This window comes from Pseudomonas sp. Irchel s3h17 (genome assembly GCF_900187505.1).
Lineage (GTDB): Bacteria > Pseudomonadota > Gammaproteobacteria > Pseudomonadales > Pseudomonadaceae > Aquipseudomonas.
The window spans coordinates 116,563-131,770 of the sequence record NZ_FYDL01000001.1 but is presented as its reverse complement, the minus strand read 5'-3'; the positions used below and the strand labels follow the sequence as shown (position 1 = coordinate 131,770).

8 protein-coding genes are annotated in these 15,208 nt (G+C 63.0%); 7 read left to right on the top strand and 1 reads right to left on the bottom strand.

The window, feature by feature from the left end; translation table 11 throughout:
• Positions 1-4 precede the first annotated feature (4 nt).
• A complete protein-coding gene (glgA, locus tag CKW25_RS00590) occupies positions 5-1,573 on the bottom strand; it encodes a glycogen synthase GlgA (protein WP_095077092.1) in 1,569 nt (522 codons plus the stop codon).
• Between the two features lie 856 nt (positions 1,574-2,429).
• Here glgA and CKW25_RS00585 point away from each other — a divergent pair.
• The 7 genes from CKW25_RS00585 (at position 2,430) to CKW25_RS00555 (ending at position 15,208) form a co-directional block, all read left to right on the top strand.
• Positions 2,430-3,854 (top strand): serralysin family metalloprotease, encoded by a 1,425-nt coding sequence (locus CKW25_RS00585; protein ID WP_095077091.1) that lies wholly within the window; start codon positions 2,430-2,432, stop codon positions 3,852-3,854.
• A gap of 103 nt (positions 3,855-3,957) precedes the next feature.
• A complete protein-coding gene (locus CKW25_RS00580) occupies positions 3,958-4,338 on the top strand; it encodes an AprI/Inh family metalloprotease inhibitor (protein ID WP_095077090.1) in 381 nt (126 codons plus the stop codon).
• A gap of 223 nt (positions 4,339-4,561) precedes the next feature.
• On the top strand, positions 4,562-6,328 hold the full coding sequence (locus CKW25_RS00575; RefSeq protein WP_095077089.1) for a type I secretion system permease/ATPase: 1,767 nt from the start codon (positions 4,562-4,564) through the stop codon (positions 6,326-6,328).
• 17 nt (positions 6,329-6,345) lie between these two features.
• A complete protein-coding gene (locus CKW25_RS00570; protein ID WP_095077354.1) occupies positions 6,346-7,662 on the top strand; it encodes an HlyD family type I secretion periplasmic adaptor subunit in 1,317 nt (438 codons plus the stop codon).
• Between the two features lie 2 nt (positions 7,663-7,664).
• Positions 7,665-9,029, top strand: coding sequence for a TolC family outer membrane protein (locus tag CKW25_RS00565; RefSeq protein WP_095077088.1), 1,365 nt, complete (start codon positions 7,665-7,667; stop codon positions 9,027-9,029).
• 61 nt (positions 9,030-9,090) lie between these two features.
• Complete coding sequence (locus tag CKW25_RS00560) at positions 9,091-12,051, top strand: autotransporter serine protease (RefSeq protein WP_095077087.1); 2,961 nt, start codon at positions 9,091-9,093, stop codon at positions 12,049-12,051.
• A gap of 73 nt (positions 12,052-12,124) precedes the next feature.
• On the top strand, positions 12,125-15,208 hold the full coding sequence (locus CKW25_RS00555; protein ID WP_095077086.1) for an autotransporter domain-containing protein: 3,084 nt from the start codon (positions 12,125-12,127) through the stop codon (positions 15,206-15,208).

The window sequence follows — 15,208 nt, the reverse complement described above, 5'->3', positions numbered from 1 at the left end:
CCTCTCATGGCTTGACCGACTTGCCCAGCGCCTTGGCGACCAGTTGTTCATAGAGTTCGGCGTAGGGTTCGACCGCCTTGCACCAGTTGAAGGGCGCGGCCATGGCCCGGCAGCGCATGGCATTGAGCAGGGCGGGGAAGGCGAAGACCTTGAATGCCCGGCTCAGCGCTTCCTCGTAGCTGACCACGGTGGATTCGTCGAACAGGAAACCGGTGACGCCGTTCTCGATGGTGTCGGCCAGGCCACCCGTGTTGCGGGCCACCGGCAACGAACCAAAGCGCTGCGCGTACATCTGGCTCAGGCCGCAGGGTTCGTAACGCGACGGCATCAACAGGAAATCACTGCCGGCGAACATGCGCCGGGCATCGGTTTCATTGAAGCCGATGCGCACGCCGATCTGCCCTGGAAAACGCAGCGCCAGGTTGCGCATGGCGTGTTCTTCTTCCGGCTCGCCACGGCCGATGATGGCAATCTGTCCGCCCGCTTTGACGATGTACTCGGCGACGCCCTCGGTCAGGTCCAGGCCTTTCTGATAGACCAGGCGCGAGACCACCGCAAACAACGGACCTTCGGACTCTTTCAAGGCAAACAGCTGGCGCACATGGGCCGCGTTGACGGCCTTGCCTTCCCAGTCGCCGATGCCGAAGGGGCAGAGCAGGTGCGGGTCGGTCGCCGCATCCCAGCTCTCATCGATGCCGTTGGGGATACCGCTGAGCAGGCCTTGCTGGGTCTTGCTGGCGAGGAAACCGTCCAGCCCGCAGCCAAATGCCGGGGTGGTGATTTCCTGGGCATAGGTCGCGCTGACGGTGGTGATATGGCTGGAATAGGCCATGCCGGCCTTGAGAAACGACAGTTTGCCGTAGAACTCCATGCCTTCCTGCTGCAGGGCGTGTTCGGGAATGCCCAACTCCGGGCAGGAGGCCAGGCTGACCACGCCTTGATAGGCGAGGTTGTGAATGGTGAACAGGGTCGGCGTGCGTTGCCCGCGCCAGTGCATGTAGGCTGGGGCCAACCCCGCGGGCCAGTCGTGGGCGTGCACCAGATCCGGGCACCAGTGCAGGTGCGCCAGGTTCGCCGCGATGTCGGCGGCGGCCAAGCCCAGGCGGGCGAACCGGATATGGTTGTCCGGCCAGTCACGACCGTTGTTGGCGCCATAGGGCGAGCCTTCGCGTTCGTACAGCTCCGGGCAGATCAGCACGTAGATCACCAGCCCGTCGGGCATGTCCATGCGCCCGATCTTGCAGGCCGGCAGGGCCGCATGGCCACCCAGTTCGCCAATGATGTGAATCGGGTTGTCGCTGTGCATCACTTGCGGGTAACCGGGGATCAGCACTCGCACATCGTGCAGGTGGGCCATGGCGCGGGGCAGTGCGGCCGACACGTCCCCCAGGCCTCCGGTCTTCACCAGGTCGGCGATTTCCGAGGTCACGAACAGCACTTTCTTCTTGTTCGGATTGTGACGTTGAGCAGGCAGTACCGGTTTTGAACCCGAAGCCAGGATGGCCATGGACGTCGTTTCGTCGATGGTCGGGTGAGTAGTTTCTTCCTGGATGTCTAAAGCGGCACTGTTCATGTGGTTCTCCCGTTTTATTGATCTGGTTCAGGCATCTCACCCGTGATGGATGTGGCCGGTTCCCTGGCCAGGCGCTAAAGCGCTACGCAACGTGCGGCAAACGCGGCCCGCTGCGGTGAAGCTCGAAGGCTGTTTTGGACATTGCAAGGATTGCACCAGTCGCCGGCCCCTCTTAACACCTGACCCGTGCCTGCGGTGGAAAGTTTCGGGTTTTTCGCCGAAATATGACCGACCGGTTTCCATTTGCGATCAGGAGTCTAGGTCAGAATCTAGAGCCATGTGGAAGGGTTTTTCGAATTGTTCGACAATCGGTTTTCGGCGGCAAAGGACGACACGAGGATTGTGACAATTGCACCGGCGAAGTGCGGCGACGCAGGGCAGGAAGGCCAAAAAAGGGCCGTCCGATGCTTGAACGTAGCGCGAAGGGAAGGGCTGATCGCACCTTAATGGTGCATTTGCAGTGCTCAACCCCGATGGCGGTTGGAGTCCTCATTGGCGACCGGTGTGGCGGCCGGACTTTCAATTCACGGGACGTGTCTTAGTTGATGGCGAAGTGCCCTGTGAACAGGGCGACGTAGATCGCAAGTACAACTGTACTGATATTTAATATTTAAATAAGACTCTGCTCGTTCATCCACGTCGGATCGAGCGCAACCCTTATTATTCAGACAGTGTGCTCATTGTTTTCGGTGGTTTTGTGGAGTGGTTCAATTTGACGTCAAAAAAACACTAGACGTCGGATTTCAAATTGTGTCAGTTTCCTTTCGCCTTCATTGGGCGAGTGATAGGACGATCTCGCCAGAGAGAGTCGCTATCGGACAAAAACTGTTCCATTGCAAAACAAGGAAGTGTGTTTATGTCGAAAGTAAAAGTTAACGCTATTGAATCGGCGGCCGCCCCCAGTACTGCCTGGTCGCAGATCGATAGTTTCAGCCATCAGTATGACCGGGGCGGCAATCTTGTGGTCAATGGCAAACCCTCTTATTCCGTTGATCAGGCCGCGACACAGATTTTGCGTGACGGTGCGTCCTGGCAGGACCTCAACGGTAGCGGCAAGATCGAACTGACCTACACGTTCCTCACGGCTCCTGGGTCCAGCTTCGCCGCGCTGCAGGTCGGTACGTTCAGCCAATTCAGTGCGCTGCAAAAGGCCCAGGCGGTACTGGCCATGCAATCGTGGGGCGATGTCGCCAATGTCAGCTTTACCGAGAAAGCCTCGGGTGGCGACGGTCACATGACCTTTGGCAACTACAGCAACGGTAGTAGCGGTGGCGCGGCTTTTGCGTTCCTCCCGGAGCCTGGCAGTGTCTACAACGGCCAGTCCTGGTACCTCACGGGTGATGGCTACAACGTCAACAAGACCCCCGGCCTGAACAACTATGGCCGCCAGACCCTGACCCACGAGATTGGCCACACCCTGGGCCTGGCGCACCCTGGCGACTACAACGCCGGCGAAGGCAACCCGACCTACAACGATGTGACCTACGCCGAAGACACCCGCGGCTACAGCGTCATGAGCTACTGGAGCGAAAACAATATCGACCAGGACTTCAGCAAGGGCGGCTCGACGGCGTATGCGTCCGGCCCGCTGATGGACGATATCGCCGCGGTGCAGAAACTCTACGGTGCCAACATGAGTACCCGTACAGGGGACACCACCTACGGCTTCAACTCCAACGCCGGGCGCGACTTCCTGGGCGCCAGTTCGTCGTCGGACAAAGTGGTGTTCTCGGTGTGGGACGCGGGCGGCAAGGATACCCTGGACTTCTCAGGCTTCACCCAGAACCAGAAGATCAACCTCAATGAGGCCTCGTTCTCCGACGTTGGCGGTATGTTTGGTAACGTGTCCATTGCCAAGGGCGTGACCGTCGAGAACGCCATCGGCGGTTCGGGCAGCGATCTGCTGATCGGCAATGCCGTGGCCAACGAGCTCAAGGGCGGTGCCGGCAACGACATCCTGTTTGGCGCCGGCGGTGCCGACAAGCTATGGGGTGGCAGCGGTTCCGACACCTTCGTGTTTGCCGCCAGCTCGGACTCCCGACCAGGGACGGTGGATCAGATCCTCGATTTCGTCAGCGGCCTGGACAAGATCGACCTGACCGGCCTGACCAAGGGCACGGGGTTGCACTTTGTCAGCGCGTTCACCGGCGCGGTGGGTGACGCGGTATTGAGCACGGTGTCGGGTGGCAGCAGTCTGGCCATCGACTTCTCCGGGCATGGCGTGGCTGACTTCCTGGTCAGCACCGTTGGCCAGGCAGCTACCACGGATATCGTGGCCTGAGTCGATGATCAAGGGGGCGGCGCCGATGCGCTGCCCTTTGTCCTTGCCAGTTGAGCCGCGAAAGGCAAGGCTGCAAGGGCTACAACCTGGAATCACACGGCTTATGACGAATAACGCCTTTACCTACAAGGCAATGGCCTGGCTGATCGCCACGCTGATGATGTTTTCTGGAGATGTTTGCATGGCTAGCAGCCTGAGATTGGCGGACCCCTCGGAACTGGCGGGCACCTGGCGGGTTTACCTGCAACCGCAGCCGCAGAACACCTGTGCACTGAAACTGGCGCCCGATCAAACCCTGGGCGGCGATGTTGAATGTCTGGCCGCCTGGCTCGGGCAACTTCCCGTCGGCTGGTTCACCGAACCCGATGGTATATCGCTGACCAATAAGGAAGGCACACGGATTATTCATCTTGCCCGACAGCAAGATAGACGTTACCGGAGTAACAAACAATCGGATCCAATTATTGTTTTACAGCGCGACTGAAGTCGGGAGTACAGCTGTAAACTGAATAATTATCCCTGAGTGGATACCTGCATTCATTGTCGTTATTAACGGTCGGGTAAATAACTTCGGCGCTCTATCGTCATCAGAGGGCGTTCGTTCGCCTGTCAGTTGCCTGTATTCAAACAATGCCTGGACTTGCTTCGCGGCAGTTTATTGGATCCGTGTCGAACTTCGGCACGCTTTATCAGCTCGGGAAAGATTAATGAGAATGGCGAAGACCACTCCCACTGCACCGCTATTGAACGCGCTGGGTGACTATAAAAACATTCTGATCAGCGTGGGCTGCTTTACCGCGTTGATCAATCTGCTGATGCTGGTGCCGTCGATCTACATGCTCCAGGTGTATGACCGCGTGCTCTCGTCGCAGAACGAAACCACCCTGGTGATGTTGTCACTGATGGTGGTGGGGTTCTTCGTGTTCATCGGGCTGCTGGAGATCGTTCGCAGCTTTATCGTGATCCGCATCGGCAGCCAGTTGGAGCGGCGCTTCAACCTGCAGGTCTACCAGGCGGCGTTCGAGCGCAACCTGTTCAAGGGCGAGGGCAACGCCGGCCAGTCCCTGGCCGACCTGACCCACATTCGCCAGTTCGTGACTGGGCCAGCGCTGTTTGCCTTCTTCGACGCGCCCTGGTTTCCGATCTACCTGCTGGTGATCTACCTGTTCAATGTCTGGCTGGGGGTATTCGCCACCGTCGGTGCCGCGCTGTTGATCGCCCTGGCGTTTCTCAACGAGGCCATGACCCGAAAGCCGCTGGCCGAAGCCGGTGGGTACTCCCAGCAGTCCAGCCAACTGGCCACCAGTCACCTGCACAATGCCGAGACCGTCCAGGCCATGGGCATGCTGGGTGCGCTGCGCCAGCGCTGGTTCCAGGTGCATTCGCGATTCCTCGGCCTGCAGAACCAGGCCAGCGACACCGGGGCGGTCATCAGTTCCTTGAGCAAGACCCTGCGCCTGTGCCTGCAATCCCTGGTGCTGGGGTTGGGGGCGTTGCTGGTGATCCAGGGGCAGATGACGGCGGGCATGATGATCGCCGGTTCGATTCTGATGGGCCGGGTGCTGAGCCCCATCGACCAACTGATCGCGGTCTGGAAACAATGGAGCGGGGCGAAGCTGGCCTATCGGCGCCTGGACGCCTTGCTGTTGGCATTCCCGCCCACGGACAGCGCCATGGCACTGCCGGCGCCCAAGGGCCAGGTGAGCTTCGAACAGGTCAGCGCCGGCCCACCCGGCCAGCGCAATGCGACCTTGCAACAGGTCAGCTTCACCCTCGGTGCCGGCGAGGTGCTGGGAGTGCTGGGGGCGTCGGGTTCGGGCAAGTCGACGCTGGCGCGGGTGCTGGTGGGTGTCTGGCCGACCCTGGCCGGCACCGTACGCCTGGACGGCGCGGACATCCAACGCTGGAACCGCGACGACCTTGGCCCTTACATCGGCTACCTGCCGCAGGCGATCGAACTGTTCAGCGGCACCGTGGCCGAGAACATCGCGCGCTTTCGCCAGGCCGATCCGCAGAAAATCGTCGAGGCGGCGCAACAGGCGGGCGTGCACGAGCTGATCCTGCGCCTGCCCCAGGGTTACGACACCCGCCTGGGGGATGATGGCAGCGGTCTGTCCGGCGGCCAGAAGCAGCGCGTGGCCCTGGCCCGGGCGCTGTATGGCGGCCCGAGCCTGGTGGTGCTCGACGAACCGAATTCCAACCTCGATACCGTCGGTGAAGCGGCACTGGCCAGTGCCATTGCGCAGATGAAAGCCCAGGGCACCAGTGTGGTGCTGGTGACCCATCGCTCCTCAGCCCTGGCCCAGGCAGACAAGTTGCTGGTCCTCAACGAAGGCCGGTTGCAAGCCTTCGGTGCCAGCCAGGAGGTGCTCAAGGCCTTGTCCGGCGTCCAGTCGCAGCCACCACGGGAAACCCCGAACGGGCTCAGCATGAGCCGCCAGTACCAGGCGCCGACACGGAGTGCCGGTGTATGAGCCGCAAGGAACGCGACATGACCATCGAACACACTGACGCCCCGGAACGCCCGGAGCGCGAGGCCGGTTTTTTTGCCCGCATGGGCTGGATACTGACGGTGGTGGGGGCCGGCAGCTTCTTTTTGTGGGCCAGCCTGGCACCGCTGGATCAAGGGATCCCGGTGCAGGGCACGGTGGTGGTGTCCGGCAAACGCAAGGCCGTGCAGTCGATGAGCGGCGGGGTGGTCACGCGGATTCTGGTGCGTGAAGGCGAAGCGGTGCAACAGGGCCAGCCATTGTTCCGGCTCGACCAGACCCAGGTCGAGGCCGACGTGCAGTCGCTGCAAGCCCAATACCGCATGGCCTGGGCCAGCCTGGCGCGGTGGCAGAGTGAGCGTGACAACCTCAAGCAGGTGAGCTTTCCGTCCCAACTGAGCAACGACCCCGACCCGCGCCTGGCGCTGGTACTGGAAGGCCAGCGGCAACTGTTCAGCAGCCGCCGTGAAGCGTTCGATCGTGAACAGGCCGGATTGCGCGCCAACATCGACGGCGCCACCGCGCAACTGTCCGGGATGCGCCGGGCGCGCACCGACCTGCTGGCGCAGGCCGAATCCCTGCGCCAGCAATTGGCCAACCTGCAGCCTTTGGCGGACAACGGCTACATCCCGCGCAACCGCTTGATGGAATACCAGCGCCAACTCTCCCAGGTGCAGCAGGAACTGGCGCAAAACAGCGGTGAAAGCGGGCGGGTGGAGCAGGGTATTGTCGAGACCCGCCTCAAGCTGCAACAGCATGCCGAGGAGTACCAGAAAGAGGTGCGCGGCCAGTTGGCCGAAGCCCAGCTCAAGAGCCTGACCCTGGAACAGCAACTGACCTCCGCCGGCTTTGACCTGCAGCACAGTGAAATCGTCGCCCCGGCCGATGGCATCGCGGTCAACCTCGGGGTGCACACCGAAGGCGCGGTGGTCCGCCCCGGCGACACCTTGCTGGAGATCGTGCCGCAAGGCACCCGCCTGGAGGTGGAAGGCCACCTGCCGGTCAACCTGATCGACAAGGTCGGCAGCCAGCTGCCGGTGGACATCCTGTTCACCGCGTTCAACCAGAGCAAAACCCCACGGGTTCCCGGCGAGGTCAGCCTGATTTCGGCGGACCAGATGATCGATGAAAAAACCGGCGTGCCGTACTACGTACTGCGCAGCAGCGTCAGCGATGTGGCTATGGAAAAACTCAACGGGTTGGTGATCAAGCCGGGCATGCCGGCGGAGATGTTCGTGCGTACCGGTGAACGCTCGTTGCTCAACTACCTGTTCAAACCGCTGCTCGACCGGGCAGGTTCGGCATTGACCGAGGAATAAGGATGTCCCGTCGCATGAGCAAGCTTTCCATTCTCGGGGCCGCCATTGCGTGGCTGGTGTGTACTCAGGCCCAGGCCATGGGGCCGTTTGAGGTGTATGAACAGGCGTTGCGCAATGATCCGGTGTTCCTCGGCGCCATCAAGGAACGCGATGCGGGCCTGGAGAACCGGACCATCGGTCGCGCCGGCCTGTTGCCAAAACTGTCGTACAACTACAACAAGGGCCGCAACAACTCCAAGGCCACCTACCTGGACGAAAACCGCCGCAATCGCACTGATGATCGTAACTACGACAGCTATGGCTCGACCTTCACCCTGCAACAGCCACTGGTGGACTACGAGGCCTACGCGGCCTATCGCAAAGGCGTGGCCCAGTCGTTGTTTGCCGATGAAAACTTTCGTGGCAAGAGCCAGGAACTGCTGGTTCGAGTACTGACGCTCTACACCCAGGCGCTGTTTGCCCAGGACCAGATCGACATCGCGCAAGCGAAGAAAAAGGCCTTCGGACAGCAGTTCCAGCAGAACGAGCAGTTGTTCCGCCAGGGCGAGGGCACCCGCACCGATATCCTTGAAGCGGAATCGCGCTACGAGTTGGCCACTGCCGAAGAGATCGAAGCGCGCGATGAGCAGGACGCCTCGTTGCGTGAACTGGGCGCGTTGATCGGCACCCCGGACATCGACATCAACGACCTGGAACCCCTGGGCGAGTCCTTCCAGTCCTTTAGCCTGCAACCGGCCAACTACGACAGCTGGCACGAACTGGCGCTGAGCAACAACCCGAACCTGGCCTCCCAGCGCCAGGCGGTCGAGGTGGCGCGCTATGAAGTGGAGCGCAATCGCTCGGGGCACTTGCCCAGGATCAGCGCCTATGCCTCGGCGCGGCAGAACGAGTCGGAAAGCGGCAACACCTACAACCAGCGCTATGACACCAACACCGTCGGCATTGAAATCAGCGTGCCGCTGTATGCCGGTGGCGGGGTCTCGGCCTCGACCCGCCAGGCCAGCCGCTCCATGGAGCAGGCCGAATACGACCTGGACGCCAAGACCCGCGAAACCCTGATCGAACTGCGTCGCCAGTTCACCGGCTGCCTGTCGGGCGTGAGCAAACTGCGCGCTTATCAAAAGGCCCTGGCCTCGGCCCAGGCGCAGGTGGTGTCGACCCGGCAAAGCGTCCTCGGCGGCGAACGGGTCAACCTCGACGTGTTGAACGCCGAACAACAGCTCTTCAGCACCCGCCGCGACCTGGCCCAGGCTCGTTACGACTATTTGATGGCCTGGACCCGGTTGCGTTACTACGCCGGTGTCCTGGGTGAAGCGGACCTGGCGAAAGTGGACGAGGCCTTCGGTCCGCGTACGACAACCCGCTGAAGAGCGCATCGCCCCGCAGCAGGGGACCCCGACAATAACAACGGCAGAAAAGCGAGTATTTATGAACACGGATGTACGTCGTTACCGCGCAAGGCCCATGGCCGCCCGTTCGTTGCTGCTGATGGCAGCGCTCCCGGCGGCGGTGCAGGCCGCTTATCTTGATCCGGGGCAACCCCGGGATGCCGCCAGTTGGCGCACGCCGGAGTACCAGGAGGACTGGGGGCTGGAGCGCATGCAGGCGAGTCAGGCCTACGCCACGGGAATCACCGGTCAAGGGGTGAAAATCGGCGCCATGGACTCAGGCTTCGACCCCAACCATCCCGAGGCCGCGAGATTCCGCCCGATTGTCGCCAACGGTATCGATGCCGGCGGCTCGCCATTCAGTGTCAGCGGTGTGCTCAACAGTAACAACGACTCCCATGGTACTCATGTCACCGGCACCATGGGCGCGGCCCGTGACGGTGTCGGCATGCACGGTGTTGCTTTCAACGCGGATGTGTACGTCGCCAACACCAACCAGAACGACAGCTTCCTGTTCGGTCCCGGCCCCGACCCGCGTTACTTCAAGGCTGCCTACGATGCCCTCGCCGATGCCGGCGTGCGGGCGATCAACAACAGCTGGGGCAGCCAGCCCAAGGACGTCGACTATAAGACGCTCGAAAGCCTGCATGCCGCCTATGCCCAGCACTGGAACCGCAACACCTGGATCGATGCCGCGGCCGATGTCTCGCGGCGCGGGGTGATCAATGTGTTCAGCGCCGGCAACAGCGGTTATGCCAATGCCAGCGTGCGTTCGGCGCTGCCGTACTTCGAGCCGGACCTGGAAGGTCACTGGCTGGCGGTGTCGGGGCTGGATAAAAACAACCAGCAGAAATACAACCAGTGCGGCATCGCCAAATACTGGTGCATCAGCACCCCGGGCGCAAAGATCAACAGCACCATCGTCGGTGGCGGATACGCCAGTTACAACGGCACGTCGATGGCCGCGCCTCACGCGACAGGCGCGCTGGCCCTGGTGATGGAACGCTATCCGTACATGAACAACCAGCAAGCCTTGCACGTGCTGCTGACCACCGCGACTCAGCTCGACGGCTCAATCACCGACGCGCCCACCGACCGGGTGGGCTGGGGCGTGCCCGACCTGGCGCGGGCGATGCGTGGGCCTGGGCAACTGCTCGGCGAATTTGACGCGAACCTGGGCGTCGGTCAGCGCGATGTGTGGAGTAATGACATTTCCGACAAGGCCTTGCTGCAGCGTCAGGCGGAAGATGCCGCGGAGCGCAGCGCGTGGCAACAGACCCTCAAGGACAAGGGCTGGGAACACGGCATCGCGAGCGACGCCAGCCAGCAGGACCAGACCGACTACGCCGTGGGCACGGCGCGCGCCGCCGCGGCCACCCAACGCCTGTATGCCGGCAGCCTGATCAAGTCCGGCGCCGGTCAGTTGGTGTTGACCGGGGACAACACCTATCGCGGCGCAACCTCCGTCAATGGCGGCCTGCTGACGGTCAATGGCTCGTTGAGTTCAGCGGTGACAGTCAACGACAGCGCCACCCTTGGCGGGTCCGGGCGCGTTGGAGGCTTGACGGCCCGCAGCGGTGCCACCGTTGCCCCCGGCAATTCGATCGGGACCTTGCAGGTGAATGGGGACGTGACGCTGGTACCGGGTTCGACCTATGCCGTGGAGGTGTCGCCTTCGGGCAGCGACCGAATCGTGGCAACGGGGATGGCCACGGTCGAGGGCGCGACGGTCAGTCTCGCGCTGGAAAACAGCCCGACACTGTTGAGCGCGACTCAAGTGCGCAGCCTGCTGGGACAGCGCTATGACATTCTGCACGCGGCAGGCGGCGTTCAAGGCCAGTTCGGGGCGGTGCTGCCCAACTACCTGTTTATCGGCGGCAGTCTCGACTACTCGGCGAGCGACGTGCAGTTGGCGATCGAACGCAACGGTACGTCGTTCTCCAGTGTCGGGCAAACCCCGAATCAACGTTCGGTGGGTGCTGCCGTCGAGCAACTGGGCACGGGCAACCCAGTCTACGAAAGCCTTTTACTGTCGCCGTCGGCCGCACCCGCGCAGCAGGCGTTCCAGCAGTTGTCAGGAGAAATCTATCCGGCGCTCGACACCTTGCTGATCAACGACAGCCGTTACCTGCGTGATGCGGTGGCGGAGCGCTTGCAATATCAGGCGCCGGGTAGCAACGGTTGGGTCAAGGCACTGGGCGCCTGGGGGACGAGCGACGCACACGATGACCACGCGGGGTCGACGTCATCGATTGGCGGTTTGTTGGCCGGGGTCGACGGGGTGCTGGCAGAGGACACGCGATTGGGGTTGGTGGCGGGGTATAGCGACAGCTCGCTGAACCTGGGCAGCGGCACCCATTCCCGGGCGCAGGTCGACAGCTATCACCTGGGCGCCTACGCCGGGCGTGAGCTGGGCGCGCTGCGCCTGAGCCTCGGCGGGGCCTACAGCTGGCACCGCGCGGACATCAAGCGCGACCTGCATTACGGCGACGTCAGCGCGAAACAGAAGGCCACCGTCGATGCTGGCACCACCCAGCTATTCACCGAAGCGGCCTATCGCCTGCACCTGCAACCGCTGGCGCTGGAACCCTTCGCCCATCTGGCCTATGTGCACCTCGATACGGATGGCTTCAGCGAAAAAGGCGATGCCGCCGCGCTGCAAAGCGGCGAGGACACGCGGGACGCGGTGCTCGGCACCCTGGGGGTGCGCGCGCTGAAAACCATCAACCTGTCCGGTCAACAGGCGCTCGACCTGGCGGGCACCCTCGGTTGGCAGCACACCTTGAGTGGCACCGATTCGCAGGATCACCTGGCGTTCGCCAGCGGTGGTCCGACGTTCGCCGTGGAAAGCACGCCTTTGGCGCGCGATGCCGCCCTGGTCGGTGTGCAGGCGGGGCTGGCGCTGGCCAGGGACGTGCGCTTGAACCTCGATTACAGCGGCCGCCTGGCCAGCGACGAGAGCAGTCATGGGGTAGGGCTGAGCCTGAACTGGCAGTTCTGACCCCGGCAGTACACCCGGCCGGGAACGGTCGGGCAATAACAACAACGGCAAAACAACTAAGGATGGTGGCTGGATGGACGTGCAACCGGTTCAAGCAAACGCAATATTCACCCTGAAAACCCTAAACCGCGCCTTGCTCTGTGCGCTGGCGACCCTGGGAACCGCCCAGGCCGCGCCCTATGAGGAAGCCGGCAGGGTCGGCGATGCCAACAGCTGGCGCAGCGCCGAGTTCAATGCCGAATGGGGCCTGGGGGCGATCAATGCCCAGGATGCCTACGCCGCTGGCTACACCGGCAAGGGGGTGAAACTGGGGATCTTCGACCAGCCGGTGTACGCCCCGCACCCGGAGTTTTCCGGCGCGGACAAAGTGATCACCCTGGTCACTCGCGGCATTCGCGAGTACACCGACCCGTACATCCCGGTCAAAGCCGGCGATGCCTTTGTGTATGACGGGTCGCCGTCGGTGGGTTCGGACGGCAAGCTCGGTTCCCACGGCACCCACGTCGGCGGGATCGCCGCCGGCAGCCGCGACGGCAACCCGATGCACGGCGTGGCGTTCAATGCGCAAATCATCAGCGCCGACAATGGCGATCCGGGCCCGGAAGACGGCATCATCCTGGGCAACGACGGCGCGGTGTACAAGGCCGGTTGGGACGCCCTGCGCGACAGTGGCGCACGGATCATCAACAACAGTTGGGGCATCGGCATCACCGACCGCTTTGACCAGGGGGGGCGCGACCCGGCATTCCCGCACTTCACGGTGAGCGACGCCCAACTCCAGTTCGACCAGATCCAGCCCTTGCTCGACACCAAACAGGGCGGTGCCTACCGTGGCGCCATCGATGCCGCCCGCAGCGGCATCGTGACTATTTTCGCCGCCGGCAACGACTACAACCTCAACAACCCGGATGCCATCGCCGGCCTCGGCTATTTCGTCCCGGACATCGCCGCCAACTGGGTTACCGTCGCCGCGTTGCAAAAGAATCCGGACCTCGCCAGCGCCGACCCGTACACCATCAGCGCCTTCTCCTCGCGTTGCGGCTACACCGCGGGTTTCTGCGTGTCGGCTCCGGGCAGTCGCATTTACAGCGCGGTGATTGGCGGTACCAACGCCGATAACCTGACCATGGATTACGCCAACAAGAGTGGCACCTCGATGGCCGCGCCCCACGTGGCGGGTGCTGCGGCGGTGTTGATGGAGCGCTTCCCGTACATGACCGGTGCGCAGGTCGCCGGCGTGCTGAAAACCACCGCCACCGACATGGGCACACCGGGCATCGACTCGCTGTACGGCTGGGGCATGATCAACCTGCGCAAGGGCATCGACGGCCCCGGCATGTTCGTCGCCGACGCCGATATCCCGCAGGAATTTCGCGTAGAGGGTGCCTATGGCAACGGCCAGTTTGTCGCCGACCTGCCGGGCATCGGCGCGGTCATCGATGCCGGCAAACCCACGCAACGGCTGTGCACTGACCTCAGTTGTGGCCTGGATGTCTGGGGCAACGACATTGCCGGTCACGGCGGCTTGACCAAGCAGGGCATCGGCACGCTGGTGCTCACTGGCAACAACACCTACAGCGGCCCGACCCTGGTCAACCAGGGGCGCCTGGCGATCAATGGTGCGCTGGATTCGACGGTGACCGTCAACGACAGCGGCATCCTCGGCGGTTCCGGGCGCGTCGGCGCGCTGCGCGCGAACAGCGGCGGCACGGTGGCGCCGGGCAACTCCATCGGCACCTTGAACGTGGCCGGCGATGTCACCTTCGCGCCGGGTTCGACCTACGCCGTGGAGGTTTCACCTACGAGCAGCGACCGCATCGTTGCCGGTGGCCAGGCCACCGTTCAGGGCGCGACCGTCAGCCTGTCCCTGGAAAACAGTCCAACCCTGCTCAGTACCACCCAGGTCCGCAGCCTGCTGGGTACCCAGTACAACATCCTGCAAGCGGCTGGCGGTATCCAGGGCCAGTTCGGCGCGGTGTTGCCCAACTACGCGTTCCTCGGCGGCACCCTCGACTACTCGGCGACCGCCGTGCAACTGGAAGTCGGGCGCAATGGCAACAGCTTCGCCAGCGTCGGCCAGACCCCGAACCAGCGTTCGGTCGCCGCGGCCACCGAGCAACTGGGGGCGGGCAATGCGCTGTATGAAACCGTGCTGCTGTCGCCGGACGCCGCCAGCGCGCAGCAAGCGTTCCAGCAACTGTCCGGGGAAATCCATCCGGCCATCGGCACCTTGCTGGTCAACGACTCGCGCTACCTGCGCGATGCCGTGGGTGAGCGCTTGCGCGATCACGGTCTGTATGACGCTGCCACCCCCGGTAGCGACGACAACAACGGCTGGGTCAAAGTGCTCGGTGCCTGGGGCAAGACCGACGGCGACCAGGGTGATGCCAACTACACCCATTCCATTGGCGGCCTGCTGGCCGGCGTGGACGGCTTGATCGCCGAAAACACCCGCCTGGGCTTCGTCACCGGTTACAGCGACAGTTCGTTGAGCATGGGCGACGGTACCCATTCCTCGGCTTCGGTCGACAGTTATCACTTGGGGCTGTACGCCGGGCATCAGCTCGACGCATGGCGCCTGAGCGTCGGTGGCGCCCACAGCTGGCACCGCATCGACAGCCAGCGGGAACTGCAGTTCGGCGACGTCAGCGCCAAGCAGAAAACCAAGCGCGATGCGCAAACCAGCCAGGTGTTCACCGAAGCCGCCTACCGCCTGGACCTGCAACCGATGGCCCTGGAACCTTTCGCCAACCTGGCCTATGTGCACGTGGGCAGTGACAGCTTCACCGAGAAAGGCGGGGCGGCAGCGCTCAAGGGCGGCGACGATAACCGCGATGCCGTGCTCTCCACCCTCGGCCTGCGCGCCAGCCAGCGCGTGGCCCTCAGCGCGCAGCAGTCACTGGACCTGTCCGGGACCCTGGGCTGGCAGCACAACCTGAGCAACATCCACAGCGAAGAGAACCTGGCCTTTGCCAACGGTGGCGGTACGCCGTTCAGCGTGCAGAGCGTGTCCATGGACCGCAACGCCGCGGTGGTGGGTGTGCGCGCCGGCCTGGCGCTGGCGCGGGATGTCAGCCTGAACCTGGACTACAACGGCCTGCTGGGCTCCAACGACAAGACCCACGGCGTGGGGCTGACCCTCGACTGGCAATTCTGA